The organism is Cupriavidus sp. YAF13 (genome assembly GCF_052113425.1).
In the GTDB taxonomy this organism is placed as follows: Bacteria; Pseudomonadota; Gammaproteobacteria; order Burkholderiales; family Burkholderiaceae; genus Cupriavidus.
Map to the genome: position 1 here is coordinate 144721 of NZ_JBFRDD010000009.1, position 24306 is coordinate 169026.

Genomic DNA, 24306 nt, shown 5'->3' on the forward strand with positions numbered 1-24306 from the left:
GGGTGCATTGGAGGTTGCGTTGAGCTGAGGGCATTTCATGCAAAAGAGTTTGACCCAGAAGGGCGACGATCAGAAGGTCTGGGGAATTGTCCAGTTGTATCTTCTGGGCTCAATACTGTTCGTGGCGGTGGCAGCGGGACTTGCCTTTAATGCGGTTACCTGGCAAATAGTCGCGCGCATTGTCCTGAGTTGCGCGGTGCTGGTCGGGCTGTATTCGCTGCTCATTCTTGCTGCGCGGCAGGCAGGCGTGGCGGCGTTGGCAATGGTCGTACTGCTCGTTGCGCTGCCGTTCATGCCGCTACTGCGCTATCCACTCTATGTGCTGGGAGCTGCAGGGTGCGTGATCCTGTTCCGCAGGGGATGGCTGGTTGGCTCGCGCGACTTGCTCGCGCTGCCCGTGTTGCTGGTGACTGTGCTCGGCTCCGGGGTCTATATCGACTATCAGTACAAGAGCGCATTGCTGTCAGGCGGGCTGACAGTGGATTCCTATTTTCACGCAGCGATTGCGGCGATGTACGGCCACTATGGTACGGCGTCGCTTGGCCTCGATGGCTTGGTTCCGATCGGGTATCACACGCTTTCTCATAAAATATTCGCGGGACTCGCTTGGCTCAGCGGGTTCGAGGCACTGGCCAGCTACGCCTATTTCTTTATTGCAATGGGTCCTCTCTTGCTGGCTTTCGCCTTGGCGGGGCTCGCTTGCCAGCTGAACCGGGATTTGCCATTTGGTCGTGCTCTGCTGAGTATCGCACTACTGTTCCTTGCCAGCATTGCCGTGCCGGTCTTTAGCCTGTCGGCTATGTGGGACAGCTATCTGGCCTCCGAGTCCTATCTGATATCCATGGTGTTGCTGACGGCGTCGGTGTCTACTTTCCTGCACGGCTTCGTGGAAGGCCCTGGCCAGCGGTTCAAGTTCGTGCTGGCGCTGTTGTTGCTTGTGTCGGCGGGCCTCGCGAAAGGTAGCGTGGGCATCGTAGGGTTGTGCCTGTTCGGAATGCTGGGGCTGACCAGATTCCGCTCGGCATTCTACTGGGCGGCATTGGTGCTTGCTTCTGTGCTGATGTACTTCCTTGTCGTGGGCGCGGCCACCAGTGCTGGAAAAGTCGTGTTTTTCAAACCATTCGACTTTGTCGAGACCTACGTCAGGGGACCATCGCTAGATAATCCTTCGGTCAAGTTGTGGTTCTTCGTCGCCATGCATTTCCTGCCGGTCTGGCTGTGCTTCGGCGTCGGTGTGCGCAAGCTGGGCGTGGCCTACCTCAAGAGCGTGGAATTCCAGATGTTGTTCGCGTTGCTTGTGCCCGCGCTAGCCTTGTCGCTTGCGCTTTTTGTGCCAGGCGGCTCCGCTTATTATTTTTCAAATATTCCAGTCGTTATCGCGCTGCCTTTTCTCGCGGCCAAGCTTGCATCGCAGTCGGGCTCGCAATTGAACTACGTTCGGGTGGCGATGGCGGCTATAGTCGGTTTGCTGCTCTCAGGCCTCTTCCTGCGCATCGGATGGATCGGGCCGGATGCCATTGGCGTCGCGCTGGGATTGATTTTTCCCCTGCTGTTAGTTGGCTTGCTGCCGGGTGCATCTGCTCTTGCCGGGTACTCTTACGTTGCTCTGGTGGTGTCGATATCGGTGTTTGCTTTGCAAGGGCCGATCACTAAGAGAAGTTTTCTCGCTCAGGGCGAGCGCCGACCGGTGGGCTTGTCAGCCACGCTGGAGACGCTTGAAGGCATCCGCGATAGCGTGCCCCCAGACGTCTTGATCAAGGTTGAGAATCCAGAGGTCCTGGTTGGGAAAATCGGGTGCAAGGCGTATTGGTTCCTTCCCGCCGTCATGGAGAGGCCGCTCATCGATGGTCTCCCGAATGCTGGTCTGTGCCCGGATTTCAAGGGTATCTACGGTTTGGGCGACTACGACGGAAAGCGACTGATTCCCACAGGCACCAAGGTGATGACTGTGCGGCTAGATCAATGACAAGGAGCGGAGTGATCGAGCGTCAATTCATCAAGATTGGCATCGTCTCCCATTTGGCGGGTCTATGCGCGTTGTCGCGACACAGGTTTTAGTCGTTGGGCCGATGTTCCGATGGCCATGCGGTGGGATAGCATCGGTAGGCTAGTGATAGACTCGCAAAACGAGGCTCCACATAGCGGCCTGAGGCGTTTAGGGCACCTGCAAGCCGTCGTGGCTCAACGATTGGAGACTGCCCTAGCCAACGGCTGTCCGGGGAACTCCATCCGTGTAGAATGATCACTGTCAGTGTCATTCGACAGTCGCAATATGCATTCTGTTCGATACATTGCGCGAGGATGCCAGCGAGCAACCTCCCTCTTGTCCTTCGCACGACCAAGTTGGAAACTTCCCTATGGCCGCAAGACAAAGAGATATCTTTTCAAAGGGCGGGGAAGGTGACCGCTACTTCCAGCGCAACCGCGCGTTCTATTCGGACAAACGGTCGGCCGACGAACTGAGTTCCGCTGCCTTGCTGTACAGCAAATTCATCCAGCCGGGGGACACCGTGCTGGAGGTCGGCAGTTCGTCTGGCGTCAATCTCGCATCCATTTGTCGCGCTACGAAATGCCGTGGTCTGGGCATTGACCCGTCGGGCGAGGCGGTTTCGAAGGGCCAGCAGCTATTTCCCGAACTGGAGCTCCGGGTGGGAACGGCTGACAAACTCGAGTTTCCGGATCACTCCCTCGATTTCATCCTGTTCGGGTTCTGCCTCTACCTGGTGGATCGGGAGCACATTTCACGCGTGGTGGCCGAGGCTGACCGCTGCCTTCGCGATGGCGGCTGGATCGGAATCACGGATTTCATGCCAGATGTGCCCACAGCCAGGCCCTATGCCCATTGCGCTGCGGTGACGTCATACAAGCTCGATTACAGCCGGCTGTTCACCGCATTTCCGCACTTTCAGCTGGTCGAGTCGGCATGCTTCAACCACACTGACGATCGCTTCTCCACGGATCCGCAAGAGCGACTGTGCGCGCAGGTGATACACAAACAGTTGAGTGAGGGCTATCAGCGGATCTAGATACGGCGGCCAGCCGATCTGCCAGACGTTCGCGCATTCCGAGTGAATGCGAACCGGCCGAGTAGTCTCGGCCTATGTCTGTCAACGACGGCGCAGGTTCAAGAACAACGCAATCATAATACCGGCGATCAAGCCGATGAATGCACCGCCGGCCGAGTACAGCAGCTTGCCCGGCGTGCTTGGGCGATCGGCGACATAGACGTCGCCGAGGACTCGAGTCGGATAAGTCCGCAATGAGGCCAATGCTTCTTCCAGCTGCGCCTTACGGAGGCTTAGGGCTCGCGATTCAACACTGATGGTTGCTACCACGTTAGCCAGGAAAACGTCGTGCGGGACCGCTTGACCTTTTGCTTGGTCGCTGGTCCGCTTGAGCGAGCCATAGACGGAATCGTATTCCTTTTCCATCGCGATGAGCTTGTCGGAGGTGTCCTTCAGCTCTGCCTTCATGCGATCAATTGTCGGATTGAACGCTTTATCATGTTCTCTGCGCAGCTCGTTGAAGGCCACGCGCAGTGTCTGCGTTGCCATCTCGGGGGAGTATCCAGACGCCTGCACATTGACGAGATCCAGGCTTTTCGACGGGGCTGCACGCAGCGAGTCGAAAATCAGATCGGAGTCCGGATTCTGCCTGTTAGGCAGGGGCAGTCCCATTACCTTAAGCACGTCGAACTTAAAGCTTGACAGGCCATACCGCTCAACCGTGGTCATCTGGGATTCGATCAAATTGGTCGGCGCGGCACCTACGCCAGGCACCACCGAGCCGGCACCAGCAACCTGGCCGATCTGCACCGTCATCTTCGCCGTCCAGCGCGGATGTTGTACGAACGAAAAACCGACAGCAACCAATGCGCCGACTATGGCGCTGACCAGCAGAAGCTTGAAATACTTCGCAACAAAACTCGTTAGCGAGAGGTACTGGGTGTCTGACGTTGTGGGGGAAGTGACCGGCATCTGCGCAGCGAGAATGATAGGGGTGAAGCACACTATTATGTATACACATTGTACCATGAACGGTTTCTTGCCCCGTCCCGGTAGGCTGTATGCCATCGCCGAACCACGTCGTGCGCCGGGCGGTGAGTCAACGAACACCGCGGCCGCGCCGGGAAATACCCGACCTTTCGTCGGTAGATTCCGCTTTGGACTATCGGAGCAGACGTTGCCAGCGCTCGGTGACTGGTGCGATGGCCATGCCGCTGGCCGAGTTTCTGGCTGCGTTGGCTAGTTCCGCACACAGGGGGTGGTCGGTGACTAGGCGGAGCAATCCAGTGGCCAGGGCTGCCGGATCCTCGTTGGGTACAAGCAACCCGTTACTGCCGTCTCGCACGAGCTCTCGAGGACCGGTTTCGCAATCCGAGGACACGATCGGCAGGCCGAAAGCCATTGCCTCGATAAGCGTAAGCGCGAACCCTTCATAGCGCGAGCTTAGGCAAAAGAGCGCAGCTTGCCGGTATTCTTCTTCTATGTTCCGGCGCAAGCCCGGCATATCTACTGAATTGGAGATGCCCAGATCGCGAATCAGCGCCTCAAGCGCACTGCGCTCTTCCCCCTCTCCCACGATGACGAGGCGCCAGTCCGGCTGGGATGCGGTCACCTTTTCCCAGGCGCGCAGCAGTATGTCAAAGCCCTTTGCATGGGTGAGCCTGCCGACGGCAAGAACTGTCTTGCTCGCCCTCTCGGATGCTTTCGGCGGGAATGCGAAGGGCAATGGGTTGGGAATCATGATCACGGGCTGCCGCGGCGCCAGCGCCTCCATCCATCGCTGCCGGTCGCGCTCTGTCAGTACCACCACGGCTTCATTGAATCTTGCCGCCAGCCGCCGGGCGAAGCGTCGTGCCGGCTTGCCCAGGTCTTCGTCGAAATGGCAATGCTCCCACGCGATGCGCCGAACCTTGAGGCCAAGGGTGGCGGGCAGGGTGAACAGGGTGAGCATGGTGTCGACCTCAATCAGCACATCGACATGGCGTTGCTTTACGAAGCGCCTGATCCCACCGACCGTGGAGAAATAGGCACGCTTGAACGACGGCCTTTGCGCAAACAACGCCTCATGCACGACGTCGGGATGGAGCGCAAAGCAACTGCGCTCATCCCACAGGCTCAGGATCAGCACCGGATAGCCGCGCTCCGCGAGTGCATTGGCGATGACAGCCGTCATCCGCTCGGCGCCAGCGAAGGCGTTCAGTGTGCCGGTCAGGAAGCAGATCGTGGGTAGTGGCTTCATGCTGTCGCCCGGGAGAGTGCTGTCTTGTTGCGCCACCACAGGCAGACGCCAAACGCTACGGCAACGGCATTGCCCAATGTATAGCCTCCGACGGCCCCCCATGCGCCGTACTTGGGCACCACCGCCAGGTCGAACGCGAGCGTGACAGCCAGGACCACTCCCCACTTGATGGCGATCCAGTCGGGGCGGCGCAGGTAGACGGGAAGCAAGGTCAGGCCGACGTCGGCAAAGATCAATGTCGAAGACAGTGCCGCGGTCTGCAGCAGGGCTGCGGTCGATGCAAAGGCGTGCCCATACAGCAACTGCACGATCCAAGGCGCGCCAACGGCGATCGAGGCGGCCCCGCATAGTCCGATTGCGGTCATGCCGATTGCAATGCGTGCGATGTTTGCGTGCGCTGTCGCAAAAACGGGCTTGCCATAGACATAGATAGGCGCAACCCCCGCAGCCAGGATGGTAGCCACAACCGTGTAATTGTCGAGTATCTGCATGCACGCGGCATAAGCGCCGAACTCGGCAAGCGGCACCGAGGGCTGCAGCACCAGCTGGTCGATCCGGCGCGCGCCCATCATCAGCATGAAGCTCACCCAGAACAGCGCGCCGTTCGTCATCAGCTCACGCGTGACCCGGATGTCGTATTGCACGTGGCAGCGTTCTACCCTGGCGAAGTAGTAAGCGGCCAGCAGGCCGGCAAGGATGATCGCCTCGATGGCAAATGCGCTGGCGAAGGATGGAACACTGTGTACGCCTGCTGCAAAGAGGATGGCCACCAGGCCGCCCTTGGCGCAGAGCGATATCAGGCTGAAGAGCGTATTGGGGCGATTGTTGGTATGCGCCTGCAGCCAGGCAACCACTACGCCGAAGGGCTCCCTGAGCAGGATCGCGATGCCAAGCAACAAGGCTGCTGCCCAGGTGTCCGGCGCGGGCTGGCGCAGCAGCAGGAAGCCGCACATCAGCAAATAGCCGAGGATGGCACCGCCGACACGCAACGAAAATACATGCGCGAGCAGCCTGTGTTGTTCAGGCGGCGACTGCGTCGCCACCAGCCGCGGCACAACCACCTCGCCACCGCAGATCAACGCTACCGACGCGGCAATCAGGACCACGGCCTGGGCGTACTGGAAGTGGGCAAATCCTTCGGGCCCCAGAGCGCGCGCCAGCATGGCGACGATGCCAATCCCAGCCGCTACCTGTATGCCGCGCTCGGCCAGCATCCACAGGAGGTTTCCGGCGACTCGACGCCGCATCAGGCGAGCTCCACGCGCGCGGCGCTGGCTCGGCTGGCCAGCCGCGCATAGCAGGCCAGCCATTGCCCGGCCACGGCCTCGATACTGAATCGCGAGGCGATGCGATCCCGGCGCACGGCCTGCTCCGAGGGGGAGCCAAGCCCGGCGCGCAGCGCCGCGCGCATCGCGGCGGCCAGCGCGGCTGCATTGTTTCTTGGCACGATCTGTCCTGCATCGCCCAGCAAGCTGGCAACGCCGGGTGCATCGGTGGAGACGACCGGGCATCCACAAGCCAGGGCTTCGGCGATGACCAGCGGCATCCCTTCAATGTCTGAAGAGAGGACAAACAAATCGGCGGCATTGAGCAAGGCGGCAACATCGCGCCGCATGCCCAGCAGCGTGGCGCGTCCGGCCAGCCCGAGCCGGTCGATCGTGGCGGCGAGCGCGTCGCGCTCGGAGCCTTCTCCAGCAATCAGTAACCGGGCTTCGAGTCCTTCTTCGGATTGCAGGTGGCTGAATGCGTCCAGCAGCAGATGCTGCGCCTTTTCGGGCACAAGCCTGCCGACATTAAGGATGAGGGTCGATGCCTCGGTGGCACCGAGGCTTTGCCTGGTAGCCAGCCGGAGCTCGGGCGAGGGGCGGAAGCGATCGATCTCGATGCCGTTTGGCACCACGACGATGCGATCAGGCGGCGCAGCACCGGCATCGATCATGCCTTGGCGGCCGTCCGCGCTGACATGGGTGGTGAGACTCGCCCAGCGGTCGGTCAGCCGGTACGCGAGCATGCGCAGCCTGCCACCTTCCCGGTAGCTGTGGGCGGTGCAAATCACCGGTGGCGTGCGCGCTATCCGGGTCAGTGCGCGGGCGAAGAGATTGGCGTGGACCATGTGCGCATGGAGGACGTCGGGCCGCCAGGCGTGCAGGAAATCGCGCACTTGCCATAGGGTGCTCGCCATGGACCACGGTGTCTTGCGCATGTCCAGGCGCAGCACGGTTGCCGTGGCAGGCAGGTCGACTTCGCAATCCGGCGTCAGGCTGACGACGGCCACGGCATGCCCGAGCGCGATGAAATGCCGGGCCAGCGCGGCTACCTGTTGCTCGGCGCCGCCAAGGCGCAGGCCTGTGCTGAGCAGCATGATCCGCATCGGCTGCGGCAGCATTTCCTCCGGCGTTCGGCTCATCACCGCGCCCCATACCCCGTCAACAACGTCCGCAACGTCTTCACCCCGATCAGCAGGTCCAGCGCAAACGAACAATGCTTGACGTAGTACAGGTCATAGCTGAGCTTGGTCACGGTTTCTTCATGCGTGCCCACATAGCCCTGCTGGACCTGGGCCCATCCGGACAGGCCGGGCCGCACCAGGTGCCGGTACGGGTAATACGGAATCGTATGGGCGAATTCGTCGACCATCGGCACCTGCTCGGGACGCGGGCCGATCAGGCTCATGTCGCCTACCAGCACGTTCCACAACTGGGGGATTTCATCAAGCCGGTATTTGCGGATGACGCGGCCCACGCGGGTGACGCGCGGATCGCGGCGGGCGGCGAATTGCGCCGGCGCGCCGACGTCGAACGCCATGCTGCGGAACTTGAACATGGTGAAGGGCTTGCCGAACAGTCCCACCCGCCCCTGGCGGAACAGAGCGGGGCCGGCGGATTCGAGGCGGATTGCGACTGCTACAACTACGCCCAGCGGCAGCGCGAGCGGCGTCATGCAGAGTACGGCGGCGAGGTCTATCAGGCGTTTGGCGAAACTGTAGAAGTAGTGCGCGGCGTAGTCATCGAGGAAGTTCTCGTCGATGTGCGCGAGCCCCACGCGGCCGGTCAGCATTTCGCCGATCCGCTCGACAGAATACATGCGTACGTGGCTGAGCTTGAACTGGGCGAGCACGCGGGTGCGCTCGGGGTCCGCGGTGGCGTTGCGGTCCAGCATCAGGCCGTCGCAATGCACGGCTTCGTCGAGCGAGGTGATGGCCTGGAAGCGGGTGGGGCTGGCCGGTGCCGCGCCGGGCATGGCGAGGATCTGCTCCAGTTGCGCCAGCGTGGCGGCATCGGTATAGCCGAACACGGGCACGTAGTTGCGCACGAAGCGCCGGTAGCCGAACCAGATCCAGCCTAGCGTGGTGACATAGCTGAGCAGCAGCGCGCCGCGCGAATACTCGAGATGGAAGGCGGCGAAGACGAAGAGCAGCGCGGCAAAGGGCAGGGTGGTGGCCAACCCGACCAGGCTGTTGCCTTCCATGGCGGGCAGGTGCAGGGAGCGGTGCAGCAGCACGAAGGCGAACAGATAGGGCAGCACCGACCACAGCAGGGTACGGGTGAAGACGTAAGTGACCAGGGCGGCGTGATGGGCGAACTCGGCGAGCGCGATATTGAGACCGAACAGCAGCAGGCCCAGCAGCGCCCAGGCCAGCATGCGGCTGGCGCGGCGGACGGTTTCCGAGCCCTGCGGGCGGGTCAGCTGGGCGGGACGGCCGACGCTGTGTGTCTTGTTCATTGTCCGCCTGCTCCAGTGCTGGCCGCCGCGCGGGCGGCGCCTGGCTTGCCCGCCAGCGCTTGCTGGTAGATCGTCCAGGTGGCGGCGGCCATTGGCGCCAGGCCAAATTCCCTTGCCCAGCGCGTCCGGGCATTGCGTCCCAGTGTCTCACGCAGTGTGGGGTTGTCGGCCAGCCGCGCTAGCGCGGCCGCCCAGGCGTGTTCGTCATCGCCGGCGACCAGCAGGCCGCTGGCGCCGCTGTCCAGTTGCTCCCGGATGCCTGGGAGGTCGCTGGCGACGACGGGCAGGCCGGCGCGCATGGCCTCCAGTACCGAAAGCGGGAAGCCTTCATGGTCGGATGCCAGCGCGAAGGCCTGGGCCGAAGCCAGCAGGGATGGCACGTCGGTGACCGGGCCAGCAAACCTTACGCGGCCCGGTGCCACGGTATCGGCCAAGGACTGCAGGGTGGCCATCTGGGGGCCAACGCCAGCCAGTACCAGCTCGCAATCGGGCAGGGCGGCGCGGGCGAAGGCACGGATCAGCAGATCGGCGCGTTTCGGGGCGGCCAGGCGCGCCACCATGACAATGCGCCGCAGCGGCGCGCCGGGTGTGGCCCGCGCGCTGCTGTCGGCGATGCCGTTACGGATCACGCAGACCCGCGCGGCGGTGATCGGCAGCGACGCGGCCAGCGCGCGTTCGCCCTGCGCCACGCAGATCAGGCGGGCGGTCAGCGGCGCCAGCAGCCATTCCATGCAGCGAGAGATGAGGCGCTGGCGAGCCGGGGCGGCGGCCTTGAAGGCAAAGCCATGCACCGTATAGACCACAGGGATGCCGAGCAGCCAGCCGGCTACCCGGCCTAGCGCGCCGGCCTTTGCGCTGTGCGCATGGATCAGGTCAGGCGCGGTCTCCCGGAGGGCCTTGAGCAGTTCCCTGAGCGCGGCCAGCGCGCGCAGCGGCGAGAGGGCGTTGTCGAGCAGGGCCAGGCGTATGGTGCGGGCGCCGGCGGCCCGGGCGGCGTCCAGCAAGGGCCCGTCGCCCCCGGCCAGCAGCACGGGCTCGATCCGGTCGCGCAGGGCGTGCAGCAGATCGGCGACGTGCGTCTGCGCCCCGCCGATCTCGGAGTTCGTGATCAGGAAGGCGATACGCTGGCGATGGGGGGGCAGGGGCGAAGGCACTGGGCAAAAAAGCGCGAGGGCGGGCAACAGGAACAGGCTACCAGGGCATTTCAGCATGGCCGACGAGCCTGGGGCAGGGCCGGCGGCAGGCTGTCCGGCAGGCCTGTCCCCAGACACTGGCCAGGCACCTGGGGCACCCCGCTCAGGTGGGGATCGATCCACTTTCAGGCTGGCTTGCCGCGCCATTTTCCAGCAAAGCCGTTCGATTATAACTGGCGCGCCACTCGCAATCCGGCAAAATACGGTCTTTGACGCATTTGCCCGCCGACTAGGCCCTGGCCGGAATCCGTGCCTGGCAACGTCGACTGGTTCTACCGCCTACACACAGGATGACCCATGCAAGCAGATCCTTCCATTTTCAAGGCCTACGATATCCGTGGCATCGTCGACAAGACCCTGACGCGTGACGTGGCGCGTGCGATTGGCTTGTCGTTCGGCACGGCCGCCGCGGAGCAAGGCGAGCGCGCCGTGGTGGTCGGGCGCGACGGGCGCCTGTCGGGGCCGGACCTGCTGGGCGGACTGGTCGAGGGCCTGCGCGCCGCGGGCATGGACGTGATCGACCTCGGCATGGTGGCCACGCCCATGGTGTACTTCGGCACCAATGTCGAGCTGGCGGGGCGCCGTGCCACTTCCGGCATCATGGTGACCGGCAGCCACAATCCGCCTGACTACAACGGCTTCAAGATGGTGCTGGCCGGCAAGGCGATCTACGGCGAGCAGATCCAGTCGCTGCGCCAGCGCATCGACGCCGGCAAGTTCGCCAGCGGCGCAGGCGGCTATCAGCAGGTCGACATCCGCCAGCAGTACCTGGACCGCATTGTTGGCGACGTCAAGCTGGCGCGCCCGATGAAGATTGCGCTGGATGCCGGCAATGGCGTGGCGGGTGCCTTCGTGGGCGACCTGTTCCGCGCGCTGGGATGCGAGGTGACGGAGCTGTTCTGCGAGGTGGATGGCAATTTCCCCAATCACCATCCCGATCCGGCCCATGTGGAAAACCTGCAGGACCTGATGCAGTGCCTGCGCGACACGGATTGCGAACTTGGCCTGGCCTTTGACGGCGACGGCGATCGCCTGGGCGTGGTGACCAAGGACGGCCAGGTGATCTTCCCCGATCGCCAGCTGATGCTGTTTGCCGAGGAGATCCTGTCGCGCAATCCCGGCCAGCAGATCATCTACGACGTGAAGTGCACCGGCAAGCTGGCCCCCTGGATCCGCGCGCATGGCGGCGAGCCGCTGATGTGGAAAACGGGCCATTCGCTGGTCAAGGCCAAGCTCAAGGAGACTGGCGCGCCGCTGGCCGGCGAGATGAGCGGCCACGTGTTCTTCAAGGATCGCTGGTACGGTTTCGACGACGGCTTGTACACCGGCGCGCGCCTGCTGGAGATCCTGTCCAAGCAGGCCGATCCGAGCGCGGTGCTCAATGGCTTGCCTAACTCCAACTGCACGCCAGAGCTGCAGCTCAAATGCGCGGAAGGCGAAGCCTTCACGCTGCTCGACAAGATCCGCGCCAATGCAAAGTTCGACGGCGCGCGTGAGGTCATCACCATCGACGGCGTGCGCGTGGAGTACCCCGACGGCTTTGGCCTGGCGCGTCCGTCCAACACCACACCGGTGGTGGTGATGCGTTTCGAGGCCGACAACGACGCCGCGCTGGCGCGTATCCAGGCTGAATTCAAACGCGTGATCCTGGCGGAAAGGCCGGACGCGCAACTCCCCTTCTGAGCGGATGCCGTTGACTGAGCCCCTGACGGGAACAACGGGCAAATCCTTGACCCCGCATGCGCTGCCCGCGCGGCCGCGCATCCTGGTGGTCAAGGTCTCGTCGCTAGGCGACGTGGTGCATAACATGCCGCTGGTGCACGACCTGCGCGCGCGCTGGCCGGATTGCGAGATCGACTGGGTGGTCGAGGAGGGCTATGCCGATCTCGTGCGCTTGCTGCCCGAAGTGCGGCGGGTGATTCCGTTCGCGCTGCGGCGCTGGCGCAAGCGCTTCTACCAGGCCGCGACCTGGCGGGAGATCGGTGCGTTCAAGCGCGCCTTGCGAGAGGACGCTTACGACGCCGTGATCGAGACGCAGGGCCTGCTCAAGACTGCCGTGGTGGCACGCGTGGCTAACCGCCGCGAGGGCGCGCCCGTGATCGGGCTGGCCAATGCCACGCAAGGCTCTGGCTATGAGCCGGCCGCGCGGCTGTTCTATACCGAGCCCGTGACCGTACCCCGCCAGACGCATTCAGTGCGGCGTTCGCGCCTGCTGGGCGCGGCGCTGACGGGTGGCACGCCGCCGGAACCGCCCCAATTCTTCGGCCCCGGCGCGCGCACGCTGCATGTCGACGATGCGCTATGGGCCGGGCTGCCAACGCGCTACGCAGTGTGCTTTCACGCTACCGCGGGCGCGAAGAAGAAATGGCCGCTGGCCAGTTGGCACGACCTCGGCCGCCGGCTGGTGGACGATGGCCTGAGCATGTTGCTGCCCTGGGGCAACGACGCGGAACGGCGCGCGGCGCAAGAAATCGCTGCCGGGGTGCCGCAGGCGCAGGTGCTGCCGCGCTTCACGGTCATGCAGGGGTTTGGCCTGATCAATCGCGCCGAGGTGGTGATCGGCGTCGATACGGGTTTGGTCCATATCGCCGCGGCGCTGTGCCGGCCCACGGTCGAGATCTATACGGCGACGTGGCGCTGGAAGACGGAAGGCTACTGGTCGGACCGTATCGCCAATGTGGGCGACGATGGCATCGTGCCGTCCGTCGATGAAGTCTACGCAGCCGCCCGGCGCGTGCGCGGGCAGGGGAACTGATGCTGCGCGTTTTGTATAACCTGCTATGGCTGCTGGCGCTGCCGGTCGCGCTGCTGCGCCTGGTGTGGCGTGCTCGTAAGGAGCCCGGCTACGTGCGGCACGTGGGTGAGCGCCTTGGCGCCTACGGCGGCCTGCCGTCGGCGGGGCCGTGGCTGTGGGTCCACGCCGTATCGGTGGGCGAGACCCGCGCCGCGCAGCCGCTGATTGACGCGCTGCTGGCGCAATATCCGACCCATCGGCTCTTGCTCACGCACATGACGCCCACCGGGCGGCAAACCGGCGCCCAGTTGTACGGCGCCGAACCGCGCGTGCTGCAGTGCTACCTGCCGTATGACCTGTCGTGGCTGGTGCGACGCTTCCTGCGCTACTTCCGTCCGGATGCCGGCATGCTGATGGAAACCGAGGTATGGCCCAACCTTGTGCGCGGTGCCCGCGTGGCCGGCGTGCCGTTGCTGCTGGTCAATGCCCGGCTGTCACCGCGCAGCTTCCGCCGCACCGCGCGCTTTGGCGGCGCTGCCACCGCGATGTATCGCGACTTTACCGCGGTGCTGGCGCAGACCCAGGGCGACGCTGAACGCTTCCGCGCGCTCGGGCTGCCGTCGGTGCAGGTGACCGGCAACCTCAAATTCGATATGCAACTGCCCGAGGCAGGCCTGCGGCGCGGCCGCGTGCTGCGCCAGGGGTTTGGCTCGCGCGCCGTGTTCGCCGCCACCAGCACGCGTGACGGCGAGGAAGCGTTGCTGCTGGAAGCGTTCGCGCGTTGGCAGGCGCTCGGCGCCGATGTGCCGCGCCCGGCTTTGCTGCTGGTGCCACGCCATCCGCAGCGCTTCGATGAAGTGGCGGCGCTGGTCACGCGTTCCGGCTTCACGCTGCAGCGCCGCGGCACGCTTGGCGATTCCGCTGCGTGGGAGCAAGCGGGGCTGCCTGAGCCGGTCACGGCGGATGTGCTGCTGGGGGACTCCATGGGCGAGATGGCGATGTACTTCGCCGCCTCGGATATCGCCTTTATCGGCGGCAGCCTGCTGCCGCTGGGCGGGCAGAACCTGATCGAATCCTGCGCCGCTGGCACGCCCGTCCTGATCGGGCCGCATACCTTCAACTTTGCGCAGGCCACTGAAGATGCCATCGCCGCCGGCGCCTGCCAGCGCGTGGCGGATGCCGATGCGCTGATGCGCGCGGCGGCCACGATATTGGGCGATGCGCCGGGGCTCGAAGCCATGCGCGGCAATGCGCGCAAGTTCGCGGTGCTTCACCGGGGTGCCACGGCGCGCACGATGGCTGCGCTGGGGCAGGTGCTCGGCCACGCGAACTAGGTGGTCTGTATGGCGGGGACGCTGCTTTCCGGTGCCGCATGCGGAACTTGTAGGCCGCCGCCCGATGCTCCTCGTCTCCAGACGGTTGTTAAACTATCCGCGTGAGGGCCAGACTCGCGGCCCCACCCGGGCCAGCGAGCTGCCGCCGAGCGGTGCGGGCCGATCAAGCCGCGCACCCCCAACCAGGAGCTGCCAGATGCAGAAAATGATTCGTCTTTCATCCGTCGCGTTCACCGCGCGTGCCGCCGCTGTCGTGCTGCTCGCCGCCGCCCTGGGTGCCTGCGCCACGTCACCCGCGCCGGATTCGCCAGGTGCCGGCACCAGCCTGAACCAGGCGCAGACTGGCGGTCCTAGCCGCTGGGAGCTGGTGCGCTGGCAGCTGGCCGATGGCACGCTGAAGTCCATTCCACATGGCGACAACGGCGAGCCGATCATCTTTGAGTTCAATGGCGGGATCGATTCCGCGCAGGGCACGGTGAGCGGATACAGCGGCTGCAATCGCTTCACCGGGGGCTATGGCAAGACGGCAACGGGCATGCGCTTCGATCGGCTGGCGGGAACCCGCATGGCTTGCGTGCCGCCGCGCGGCGAGCTGGAGGGGGCGCTACTCAAGGCAATGCAGTCGCCGTTCACCACCGTGGGCACGCAGCCGTCGGCCGGGTCAACCGGCCGCCAGATCATCTGGAAGACCGTTGACGGGGATCTGCTGCAGTTCGTCGAGCGAGAGGGTGTGGGCCGGCGCGGCGCGAAGATGGATGCGCAGGCGGCCGCCGGCGGCGTGGAGAAGACGGTGTACGTGGATTCGCAGCGGGTGGAGTGCTCGGGCATGGGCCGGCAGACCTGCTACCGCGTGCGCGAGAACCCGGGCTCGCCGTGGACGCTCTGGTATGGGCCGATCGAGGGGCTGGATTTCGAGCCGGGCGTGGCATACACCCTGCGGGTGCGCGAGACGCGGGTGGAGAACCCGCCGGCGGACGCTTCGGCTATTCGCTGGCAGTTGCTCAACGTGGAGTCGCGTACAAGGGCCAACTGAGCCAGGCTAAGCCAGCAAGCAAAACGCCGCGCTCGAAGCCGCGGCATTTTGGTTTTCAGCCGATACCGATCGCCGATCGGTGCTTGGTGTTCCGCGTTCAGCTGCGCGGCGCGGGCGCTCCGGCTATGGCTTCCTTGCGCGTGGCAGGGCGCTTTGCCGGTGGCGTGCCTGCCGGCGATGCCGTGCCAAGCTTGACCTTCTCCGGCAGCTTGTACATCGAGCCCGGGCTTGAGGTCAGCAGGGTGTTGATCTGTACCACATCGTCCTCGGTCAGCGCTCCGGTGGCGGCCTTCAGGCGCAGCCCGTTCATGATGGTGTCGTAGCGCGCCTTGGCCAGGTCGCGGCGAGTGGAGAACAACTGCGCTTCGGCGTTCAGCACGTCAATGTTGATGCGCACGCCGACCTCGTAGCCGAGCTGGTTGGATTCCACCGCGCTCTGGGCGGAGTGCTCGGCGGCTTCCAGGGCCTTGACCTGGGCGAGGCCGTTGGACACGCCGGAGTAGGTTTGCCGCGCGTTCTGGGCGGCGGTGCGGCGTGCGAACTCGAGGTCGCTGGCGGCCTTGTCGGCCAGCGCCGCGGTTTCACGCACGCGCGACTGGATCTGGCCGCCGCTGTATATCGGCACGTTGAGTTGTACGCCGATCTGGGCGCTGTTGTAGCGGTTGCTGATGTTGACGGTCTGGACCGCACTACCGGTGGAGTTGTTGAAACCGTACGAGGCCACCAGGTCGACGGAGGGCAGGTGGCCGGCCCGCGCCTTGTTGTACTCGCGTTGCGCGGTGTCGAGGTTGTAGCGGGCCAGGCCGACTTGCGGATTGGTGTTCTCCGCCTGGCTGGCCCAGGTGTTCACATCGGCCGGCTGCGGACCGGGAAGCGTGGCGGCGGTGCGCAATCCCAGTAGTTCGTCAACCGGCTTGCTGGTGATCTGCTGCAGGTTGGCGCGCCGGATTTCCAGGTCGCTCTGCGCTGCGATCTCGGTCGAGGTGGCGAGGTCGTAGCGGGCCTGCGCATCGTTGGCGTCGGTGATGGTCGCCGTGCCCACTTCAAAGTTGCGCTTGGCCTGTGCGAGTTGCTCGCCGATGGCCTTTTTCTGCGCGCCGGCGAGGTAGAGGTTGTCCTGCGCGGCCAGCACGTCGAAGTAGGCCTGGGAGGTGCGGGTGATCAGGTCGAGCTGCGCCTGGCTGAAGGTTACCTCGCCGGCCAGCGCCGCCAGCTCGCCTTGCTTGTAGGTTTCCCAGCGGTCCCAGCGGAACAGCGGTTGGGTGAGTTGCAGTGCCCAGTTATTGCCGTTGATAAAACGGTCGCCGGAGATGGGTGCCGATTGCTCGATCTTGGTCCGCGTGGCGCCGACCGTGCCATTGATTTGCGGCAGCAAGCCCGAACGTCCCTGGGGCAGCTTTTCCTGGCTGGCCACCAGCTGCGCGCGCGCGCTGGCGAACTGCGCGTCGTTGGCCTGTGCATCGCGGTAGACCTGGAGCAGGTCGGCGCCATGCGAGGCCGGCAGATGCAGCAGCGCAAGCAGGGAACCCGTCAGTGCCAGGCGCGTCTTGGGCACGCCCCGCGCAGGGAAAAGCGCAAACCTCATGACATCTCCAGTCTGCCGGGCAGCGGGCGCGCGGCTAACGTTTCTAACGATCAGCGTTCAGGGGAATTGGCGCCGCGGGAGGCCGGCGCCCTGGGGTTGATGCTTGCTGTGCTCAGTACTTCGGCATGGCCGGGTCGACCTGCTCGGCCCAGGCGTGGACGCCGCCGGTCAGGTTGTAGACCTTGGCAAAGCCTTGCCGCTCGAGGAAGCTTGCCACCTGCATGCTGCGCGCACCGTGATGGCAGATGCAGACGATGTCCGCGTCTTCGTCAAGCTCGCCGGCTCGTGCCGGGATCTGGCCCATCGGGATATGCGTGATGCCGGGCATGGCGCAGGTCTGCACCTCCCAGCCTTCGCGTACGTCGAGCAGCACCGGCTGCGGCCGGCTGGCATCCGCCAGCCATTGCACCAGTTCGGGTGCGTTGATTACCTGCATGTCTTGTTTCCCGCTCAGAAATGGAAGCGCGACGGCTGCTCGGCGCCCATCAGCGGCGTGATGGCGGTCTCGAACAGGTTGATAGTCTTGTACTCGTTCTCGCTGACGCGCGTGATGATCTGCGCTTCCATGGCTGGCAGCGCGCCGACGAAGGCGGCGATGCGCCCGCCGACCTTGACTTGCGACAGGATGGACGCGGGCACCGAGGGCAACGCGCCGGAAATGCAGATCACGTCGTAGGGGGCGCTCGCGGCCCAGCCGGTGGCGGCATTGCCTTGGGCCACGTCGACATTGGTCACGCCGGCGTCGGCCAGGTTCTTGCGGGCCAGCTCGGCCAGTTCCGGCAAGATGTCCACGCTCAGCACGTGACGCGCGCGGTGGGCGAGCAGGGCAGCCATGTAGCCAGAGCCGGCGCCGATTTCCAGCACTTGTTCATGCTTGCGCACGGCCAGGTCCTGCAGGATGCGGGCTTCCACGCGCGGGGCCAGCATGTTCTGGCCACCCGGCAGCGGGATTTCCATGTCGACGAAGGCCAGCGCGGCGTAGGCCTGCGGCACGAACTGTTCCCGCTTGACCACCGCCAGCAGGTCCAGGATTTCCTGATCCAGCACATCCCAGGGGCGGATTTGCTGTTCGATCATATTGAATCGGGCTTTCTCGAGGTCCATCTTGCCATTCCTTCCAATGCCAACCGCTAATCAGTTCAGAGCTCCGGCCGCGCGGTGCGAGGGGCCGGGGAAATCCGTCAAACCTGATATTTTAACCCCGCGCCAAGACACTTGCCCAAGCGTGTCGCCGAAGTTGTGGCCTCCATGCCGCAGTCCGGCCTTGGCTGAGGCATTCCGGGGTGGCTTGCCTCATTCCGCGCTTGCTGGCTTGTGCGCCGCCGTGTCGTTGGCCGCCGGCGCGGTGGCGGGAGCGGCCTGGGCTTGCTTGCCCCGCCACTTGCGGCCGAGCCACGCGCTGAAGTCGTCGAGATACGTATAGATCACCGGGACCACCACCAGGGTCAGGATCGACGAGGTGATGATGCCGCCGATCACCGTCTGGCCCATCGGTGCGCGTTGCTCGGCGCCTTCGCCCAGGCTGAAGGCGAGCGGCACCATGCCGAAGATCATGGCCAGCGTGGTCATCAGGATCGGCCGTAGCCGCACCCGGGCAGCGGCAACCAGCGCGGCCTCGCGCGACATCGGCGGCTGGCCGTCGGCGCCGCGCCGGGCCTGGTTGGCAAAATCCACCAGCAGGATGGCGTTCTTGGTCACCAGCCCCATCAGCATGATGAAGCCGATGATGGAGAACATGTTCAGCGTGGAGCGGAACAGCAGCAGCGCCGCGAACACGCCCACCAGCGTGAGCGGCAGCGAGGTCATGATGGCGATCGGCTGGAAGAAGCTGGCGAACTGCGAGGCCAGGATCATGTAGATGAAGATCACCGCCAGCGCGAGCGCCGACACCGCGAAGCCGAACGACTCATTCATCGACTTGGTGGAGCCGCCGAAGCGGTACTTGTAGCCCGCTGGCCAGTTCATGCCATCCAGCGCGGCCTTGATCTCGCGTGCCACCTCGCCTTGCGAGCGCCCGGCGGTATTCGCGGTCAGCTCCACTTCGCGGGAGAGGTCGCGCCGGCTGATCTGGTTGGCGCCGGTGGTTGGCACCAGTTCGGCGATCTGGCGCAGGGGCACCATGCGCGGCGAGCCGTCGGCATTGTTCTGGTTGCTGGCGATCATCAGCGCGCTGAGATCCGCCATGCCGGTGCGGGCGTCCTTGGGCAGGCGCACGCGCACATCGTAGTTCTGGTCGTCGGGGGCGCGCCACGAGCTGATGGCATCGCCGGCCAGCAGCGGGCGCAGCGCGTTGCCGATCTGCACGATGCCCACGCCCAGGTCGGATGCAAGCTCGCGGCGGATGCGCACTTCGACGGTGGGGCGGTCGTCCTTCATGCTGGAGTCGAGGTCGGCCAGGCCGCGCACCGCGGCCATGCGCCGGCTGGCTTCCAGCGACAGGCGTCGCAGCGTTTCCAGGTCGTCGCCCTGGATCGACACCTGCAGTGCTTTCTGACCGCCGGCGCCGTCCGGCATGCCGACCATGGTCAGCGTGATGCCGGCGATGCTGGCCATGCGCTCGCGGATCATCGGGTTAAGCTGCTTGGTGGTGAGTTTGCGCGCGCGGCGCTCGGTCAGGCGCACCGACACCAGCGCGTTGTTGCGCCCGGAGGTATTACCCGAGTTGATGGTGGCGTAGGTGTAGGCCACCTCGGGGAAGGCCTTGAGCGCGGTTTCCACCTGCCTGACCTTGGCTTCGGTGACGGCCAGCGAGGTGCCCACCGGCGTGGTGAAGCCCACCTGGGTTTCGCCCAGGTCGGCGGCCGGTACGAATTCCGTGCCGATCAGCGGCACCAGCGCAAAGCTGCCCAAGAACGTTACCGCCGCGATGATGGCGGTGGCCATCCGGTGCTTGAGCGCCCAGCCCAGCATCGAGCCATAGCCGTGGCCGAGCGCATCCATGCGCGCGGAGAACCAGTCCAGCATGCGGCCCACGGTGCGGCCGTACAGGCTCTTCTTGTTGCCGGTGCCGTGCAGGTCGGGGTCGTGCCAGACCGAGGACAGCATCGGGTCCAGCGTGAACGAGACGAACATGGAGATCAGCACCGCCGCCACCACGGTCACGCCGAACTGGTGGAAGAAGCGGCCGATGATGCCGCCCATGAAGCCCACCGGCAGGAACACCGCCACGATGGAGAACGTGGTGGCCAGCACCGCCAGCCCGATCTCGTTGGTGCCGTCGAGCGCTGCCGTGCGATGGTTCTTGCCCATCAGGTTGTGCCGCACGATGTTCTCGCGCACCACGATGGCATCGTCGATCAACAGGCCCACGCACAGCGACAGCGCCATCAGCGTGATCACGTTGAGCGTGAAGCCAAACATGTACATCACGCCGAACGTGCCGATCAGCGCGATCGGCAGGGTCAGCCCGGTGATGACCGTGCTGCGCCACGAGCCGAGGAACAGGAAGACGATGGCCACCGTCAGGAAGGCGCCTTCAAGCAGCGTGGAGCGGACTTCCTTGACGCTGCTGCGGATGCCGCGCGCGGCGTCGTTAACCACGGTGAGCTGCACGCCCGCGGGCACCAGCTTGCGCACTTCATCGGTCATCTTGATCAGGCCGTCGACGGTGTCGACCGTGTTCTGGCCCTGTGCCTTCACCACCGCGAGGAACAGCGCGCGCTTGCCGTCCAGCATGGCCAGGCTCTCTTGCTCCTCCTCGCCGTCGCGCACGTCGGCGACCTGCTCCAGCGTGACCGGCTGTCCGGCCCGGCGCGCCACGATGATGTGGCGGAAGGCATCCGGCGTGATGACGCGGCCCTTGATTTGCACCACCGTCTCGGTGGAGGTGGAGCGCAGCTCGCCCGCGGGTAGTTCCTGGTTCTCGTTGCGGATAGCGTCCATCACCTGGTTCACGCCGATGCCGAGCGCCTCCAGCTGGGCGGGGCGGATGCGGATCTCCACCTCGCGCTTGGTGCCGCCAACGAGGCTGATGGCGCCCACGCCGCGCACGGTCTCCAGCCGCTTGCGCACGATCTGGTCGGCGATGGTGGTCAGCTCGCGCTGCGTGCGCTCGGCCCCCGGCGCGTTCGACACGGACAGGTAGAACACCGGCGCGTCCGACGGGTCGTAGCGCAGCACGCGCGGGTCTTTCACCTCGTCGCGGAACTGCGGGCGAATCAGCGCGATCTTGTCGCGCACGTCCTGCGCTGCCTGGCCGACATCGACGGACAGGTCGAACTTGATCACCACCACCGAGGTGCCTTGGTAGGAGTGCGAGAAGATCTCGTCGATGCCCGAGATGGTGTTGACGATTTCTTCGATCTTGCGGGTGACGTCGGACTCCACCGATTCCGGCGCGGCGCCGGGGTACTCGGTCTGCACCACGACGACGGGGAAGGTGATGTCCGGGAACTGGTCAACCGGCAGGCGCTGGTAAGAGAACAGGCCGATCACGATGAAAGCCATCATCATCATGGTGGCCAGCACCGGGTTGTGGATGGACAGGCGGGTGAACCACATGGGGGGCTCCTACGCCTTGACCTGCTTGACGCGGCTGCCCGCGCGCAGGGTGCCGAGGTTGTTGCGCACCACCTTGGCACCGGTGGCCAGGCCGCTGGTGATTTCCACCAGCCCGCTCGCATCGTCGCGGATGCCAAGCTTGACCTGGCGTTCCGCCAGCACGTCATTCTCCACGCTGTAGACGAACGCGCGCTCGCCATCGTTGCGCACCGCCGTGGCTGGCACCGCCACCACGCCTGCGTGGTGGCCGAGCACCAGCGAGCCCTGGGCGAACATGCCCGCGCGCAGGCGCGCCTCGGGGTTGTCCACCCGCACATAGACCATGATGCTGCGCGTGCCCTGGCTTACCGCCGGGTTGATGCGCACCAGCTTGCCCTCGAAGCGGCCACTGCCTTCCACGTCGAGCTGCACGGCCTGGCCGATGGCAACGCGAGCTACATCCGCCATGGGGATCGGCGCCTCGAGTTCCAGCGCGCGCAGGTCGACCACGTCGATCAGGCGTGTGTCGGGCGAGACCTTCTCGCCCGGCTGCACCGCGCGCGCGGCCACCAGGCCATCCAGCGGCGATTTGACGATGGTGTCGGCGAGCGCTTTCTGCGCGACTTCAAGGCCGCCCTGGGCGGCATCGAGATTGGCGTGCGCCACGTCCAGGTTGCTCTGGAAGTTGTCGAAGGCGGTCTTTGAGATGAAGCCCTTGGCCACCAGCTCGCGGTTGCGCTCGAAGGTCTGTTTCGAATTCTCATACTGGCCGCGCGCCGCCAGCATCTGCCCGCGCGCTTGCGCCACCTTGGCCTGGTACTCGGTCGCATCGATGCGCACGATGACCTGGCCGGCGCGCACGGCTTCGCCCTCGCGCACCAGCACTTGCTGTACCTCGCCCGCGACCTTGGCCTTGACCGAGGCCTGGTTCAGCGCCCGCAGCCCGCCCGACAGCGGCAGCGACACGCGCAAGTCTTGCGTGGTGGCCTCGACCAGGTCGGATGGCAGGAACTCCACCAGGTCTTGCACCGCGGCAGCCGGGGCTGCGCCGGGCTTGCCATTGCTTGCCTTGCGCACGGCGGCAGCGGCGCTGAGCACGGCAACCACCGCGATGGTGGCGATCGCGGCGATCAGGATTTTCTTACGTCGGGTCATGCGGTCTCCGGCGGCGGCGCTGGGGTCTCTCGCGCGGCCTGCTGCCCCTGCGCTTGTGCCAGGGCTTCTTGTTGTATCTGTTCCCAGACGTAGGGGCCGACCTTGGGCGGCAGCGGCGTATCGCGCGCCGCGCCGGTGGTCAGGCCGAACAGCAACATCTGGAGCAGGTTGTCGAGGAACGCCTCGGGGTCGATCTCGATGCGCGACGACGCACTGAACGCACGCTGCCACAGCATCAGGAACATCAGCGGCGCGCAGATCAGCGTTGTGGTCGGGTTGGCCGGCATGTCGCGCAACTCGCCACGCGCCACGCCGCGCTTGAGCACGCGCGCGAACAACTCATCGCCCGGCAGCACCACTTCCTCGTGGTAGAACTGGGCAATGTCCGGAAAATGGCTGGATTCGGCCATGATCAGCTTGGTCAGGCCGGCCACCGGCGTCGCCCCGACCAGGCCCCACCAGCCGCGCAGCAATTCCCTGAGCAGCTCCGGCGTCGAGCCCTGGTAGTTCTCCACCAGGTCGACGCCCCTGGCCAGCGTCGGCACCAGGTTTTCGCGCACCACCGTCTTGAACAGCTCTTCCTTATTAGCGAAGTACAGATAGACGGTGCCCTTGGACACGCCCGCCGCGGCGGCAACATCTTCCAGCCGGGTGGCCGCATAGCCGCGTTCGACGAAGAGATCGAGCGCGGCGGCCACCAGTTCCTGCGGGCGTGCTGCCTTGCGGCGAGCCCAGCGTTTGGTGTTGGCGGATTCCTGATTCTGGCTCTGGTCTGGCGGGTTTTTCACTGGGGCGCTGTGCATCTCTGCGGGGAGCACTCCGCGAGAGGTGCAAATAAATAACTCTTGGGTCAGTAATGTAGTGGAGGGGAATCCGCCGGTCAAGCGCGGGGAGGGCCGTACGGCTTGGGGCACAATATGGTCTGCCGGGCGTCGTCCGCGCCTGAATCATTGCCATGTCCCCACAGTCTGAACTCTCTTGCCGGCCCGATTGTGGCGCTTGTTGCACCGCGCCCTCCATCACCTCGCCGATTCCCGGCATGCCCGGCGGCAAGCCGGCCGGCGTACCCTGCGTGCAGTTGCTGCCCGACCGGCGCTGCGCAATTTTTGGCGAGCCCACGCGGCCGGCATTTTGCGCCGGGCTCAAGCCCTCTGCCGACATGTGCGGCGAAACCCGGCGGCATGCACTGGCCTGGCTGACGCAGCTCGAGGTTGCCACCGCGCCTGGCCGCGCCGCCTGAACCCGCAAGGAACAAACAGATGGTCATGATCAATCGCCGGCGCTGGCTGGCAGCAAGCGCCAGCGCCGCGCTGGCCGCGGCACTCGTCGGCTGCGGCATGATGGGCAACGACTACACTTTCTCGCAGAGCCAGCTGCAATCGGCCCTGGAGCGCAAGTTCCCGTTCAACAAGCGCTATATGGAGCTGTTCGACATCCAGCTCGCCAACCCGCAGCTCACGCTCGATCCCAGCCGCAACCGGGTGAACGTGCAGTTCGACGCGACGGTGAACAACCGCCTGTTCTCCGGCGAGCCGATGACTGGCCGCTTCGCGCTGGACAGCGGGCTGCGCTACGATCCGGCCAGCCGTGCGGTGGTGCTGCAGGATCCGCAGGTCCAGCAGTTCGACGTCAAAGGCTTGCCACCGCAATTCTCACGTCAGCTCAATGCGCTCGGCGGCATCCTTGCGGAGCAGTTGCTGCAGGGCTATCCGCTCTATACCTTCCGCCCAGACGAGCTGCGCCTCGCCGGCGCCAGTGTCGAACCCGGTACAATCACCGTTTTGCCCAACGGGATCAACGTCAAGATCAATCGGCCTTGATGACGC

20 protein-coding genes are annotated in these 24306 nt (G+C 65.1%); 8 read left to right on the plus strand and 12 right to left on the minus strand.

The features are described 5' to 3' along the window. Positions 1-37 precede the first annotated feature (37 nt). Together AB4061_RS10475 and AB4061_RS10480 are read left to right on the plus strand one after the other, a co-directional pair. Complete coding sequence (locus AB4061_RS10475; RefSeq protein ID WP_441633412.1) at positions 38-1966, plus strand: hypothetical protein; 1929 nt, start codon at positions 38-40, stop codon at positions 1964-1966. 391 nt (positions 1967-2357) lie between these two features. After that, positions 2358-3026 (plus strand): class I SAM-dependent methyltransferase, encoded by a 669-nt coding sequence (locus AB4061_RS10480; protein ID WP_441633414.1) that lies wholly within the window; start codon positions 2358-2360, stop codon positions 3024-3026. A gap of 81 nt (positions 3027-3107) precedes the next feature. On the opposite strand, the gene AB4061_RS10485 is transcribed toward AB4061_RS10480, so the two are convergent. From AB4061_RS10485 to AB4061_RS10510, 6 genes are all read right to left on the minus strand, one after another. Beyond that, positions 3108-3977 carry a hypothetical protein gene (locus tag AB4061_RS10485; RefSeq protein WP_441633416.1) on the minus strand — a complete coding sequence of 290 codons (870 nt, stop codon included), beginning with the start codon at positions 3975-3977 and terminating at the stop codon, positions 3108-3110. Between the two features lie 190 nt (positions 3978-4167). Next, entirely contained in the window at positions 4168-5244 is a 1077-nt protein-coding gene (locus AB4061_RS10490) for a glycosyltransferase family 4 protein (protein ID WP_441633418.1), read from the minus strand. Beyond that, positions 5241-6491: a lipopolysaccharide biosynthesis protein gene (locus tag AB4061_RS10495; RefSeq protein WP_441633420.1), complete on the minus strand. Its 1251-nt coding sequence runs from the start codon at positions 6489-6491 to the stop codon at positions 5241-5243. The genes AB4061_RS10490 and AB4061_RS10495 overlap by 4 nt, the downstream gene beginning before the upstream one ends. Beyond that, on the minus strand, positions 6491-7651 hold the full coding sequence (locus AB4061_RS10500) for a glycosyltransferase (protein WP_441633422.1): 1161 nt from the start codon (positions 7649-7651) through the stop codon (positions 6491-6493). The genes AB4061_RS10495 and AB4061_RS10500 overlap by 1 nt, the downstream gene beginning before the upstream one ends. After that, positions 7651-8967 carry a sugar transferase gene (locus tag AB4061_RS10505; RefSeq protein ID WP_441633424.1) on the minus strand — a complete coding sequence of 439 codons (1317 nt, stop codon included), beginning with the start codon at positions 8965-8967 and terminating at the stop codon, positions 7651-7653. Before AB4061_RS10505 ends, AB4061_RS10500 begins: the two co-directional genes overlap by 1 nt. Beyond that, entirely contained in the window at positions 8964-10178 is a 1215-nt protein-coding gene (locus tag AB4061_RS10510) for a glycosyltransferase family 4 protein (protein WP_441633426.1), read from the minus strand. The genes AB4061_RS10505 and AB4061_RS10510 overlap by 4 nt, the downstream gene beginning before the upstream one ends. 279 nt (positions 10179-10457) lie before the next feature. Between AB4061_RS10510 and AB4061_RS10515 the strand changes: the two genes are divergently transcribed. The 4 genes from AB4061_RS10515 to AB4061_RS10530 all read left to right on the plus strand — a co-directional run bounded on the left by AB4061_RS10515 (position 10458) and on the right by AB4061_RS10530 (position 15261). After that, positions 10458-11843, plus strand: a complete 1386-nt coding sequence (locus AB4061_RS10515; RefSeq protein ID WP_441633428.1) for a phosphomannomutase/phosphoglucomutase — start codon at positions 10458-10460, stop codon at positions 11841-11843. A 10-nt stretch (positions 11844-11853) separates the two neighbouring features. Further along, on the plus strand, positions 11854-12915 hold the full coding sequence (waaC, locus tag AB4061_RS10520; RefSeq protein WP_441633430.1) for a lipopolysaccharide heptosyltransferase I: 1062 nt from the start codon (positions 11854-11856) through the stop codon (positions 12913-12915). Then, entirely contained in the window at positions 12915-14228 is a 1314-nt protein-coding gene (gene waaA, locus AB4061_RS10525) for a lipid IV(A) 3-deoxy-D-manno-octulosonic acid transferase (RefSeq protein ID WP_441633432.1), read from the plus strand. Before waaC ends, waaA begins: the two co-directional genes overlap by 1 nt. A gap of 196 nt (positions 14229-14424) precedes the next feature. Further along, on the plus strand, positions 14425-15261 hold the full coding sequence (locus AB4061_RS10530) for a DUF4377 domain-containing protein (protein WP_441633434.1): 837 nt from the start codon (positions 14425-14427) through the stop codon (positions 15259-15261). A 97-nt stretch (positions 15262-15358) separates the two neighbouring features. Here AB4061_RS10530 and AB4061_RS10535 read toward each other — a convergent pair whose 3' ends face one another. From AB4061_RS10535 to AB4061_RS10560, 6 genes are all read right to left on the minus strand, one after another. After that, the gene (locus tag AB4061_RS10535; RefSeq protein WP_441633436.1) at positions 15359-16846 is read right to left on the minus strand and encodes a TolC family outer membrane protein; all 1488 of its coding nucleotides are present in this window, start codon (positions 16844-16846) and stop codon (positions 15359-15361) included. A gap of 112 nt (positions 16847-16958) precedes the next feature. Then, the gene (locus AB4061_RS10540; protein WP_043348625.1) at positions 16959-17282 is read right to left on the minus strand and encodes a rhodanese-like domain-containing protein; all 324 of its coding nucleotides are present in this window, start codon (positions 17280-17282) and stop codon (positions 16959-16961) included. 14 nt (positions 17283-17296) lie between these two features. Then, the gene (locus AB4061_RS10545; protein WP_441633438.1) at positions 17297-17950 is read right to left on the minus strand and encodes a protein-L-isoaspartate O-methyltransferase family protein; all 654 of its coding nucleotides are present in this window, start codon (positions 17948-17950) and stop codon (positions 17297-17299) included. Positions 17951-18139: 189 nt separating this feature from the next. After that, positions 18140-21346, minus strand: a complete 3207-nt coding sequence (locus AB4061_RS10550) for an efflux RND transporter permease subunit (protein WP_441633440.1) — start codon at positions 21344-21346, stop codon at positions 18140-18142. Between the two features lie 9 nt (positions 21347-21355). Then, complete coding sequence (locus AB4061_RS10555) at positions 21356-22480, minus strand: efflux RND transporter periplasmic adaptor subunit (protein WP_441633442.1); 1125 nt, start codon at positions 22478-22480, stop codon at positions 21356-21358. Next, positions 22477-23283, minus strand: coding sequence for a TetR/AcrR family transcriptional regulator (locus AB4061_RS10560; RefSeq protein WP_441633444.1), 807 nt, complete (start codon positions 23281-23283; stop codon positions 22477-22479). The genes AB4061_RS10555 and AB4061_RS10560 overlap by 4 nt, the downstream gene beginning before the upstream one ends. A 152-nt stretch (positions 23284-23435) precedes the next feature. Here AB4061_RS10560 and AB4061_RS10565 point away from each other — a divergent pair, with 152 nt between their 5' ends. Both AB4061_RS10565 and AB4061_RS10570 read left to right on the plus strand, forming a co-directional pair. After that, a complete protein-coding gene (locus AB4061_RS10565) occupies positions 23436-23720 on the plus strand; it encodes a YkgJ family cysteine cluster protein (protein ID WP_441633446.1) in 285 nt (94 codons plus the stop codon). 19 nt (positions 23721-23739) lie between these two features. Continuing rightward, complete coding sequence (locus tag AB4061_RS10570) at positions 23740-24300, plus strand: DUF1439 domain-containing protein (protein WP_441633448.1); 561 nt, start codon at positions 23740-23742, stop codon at positions 24298-24300. The last annotated feature ends 6 nt before the right edge of the window (positions 24301-24306 follow it).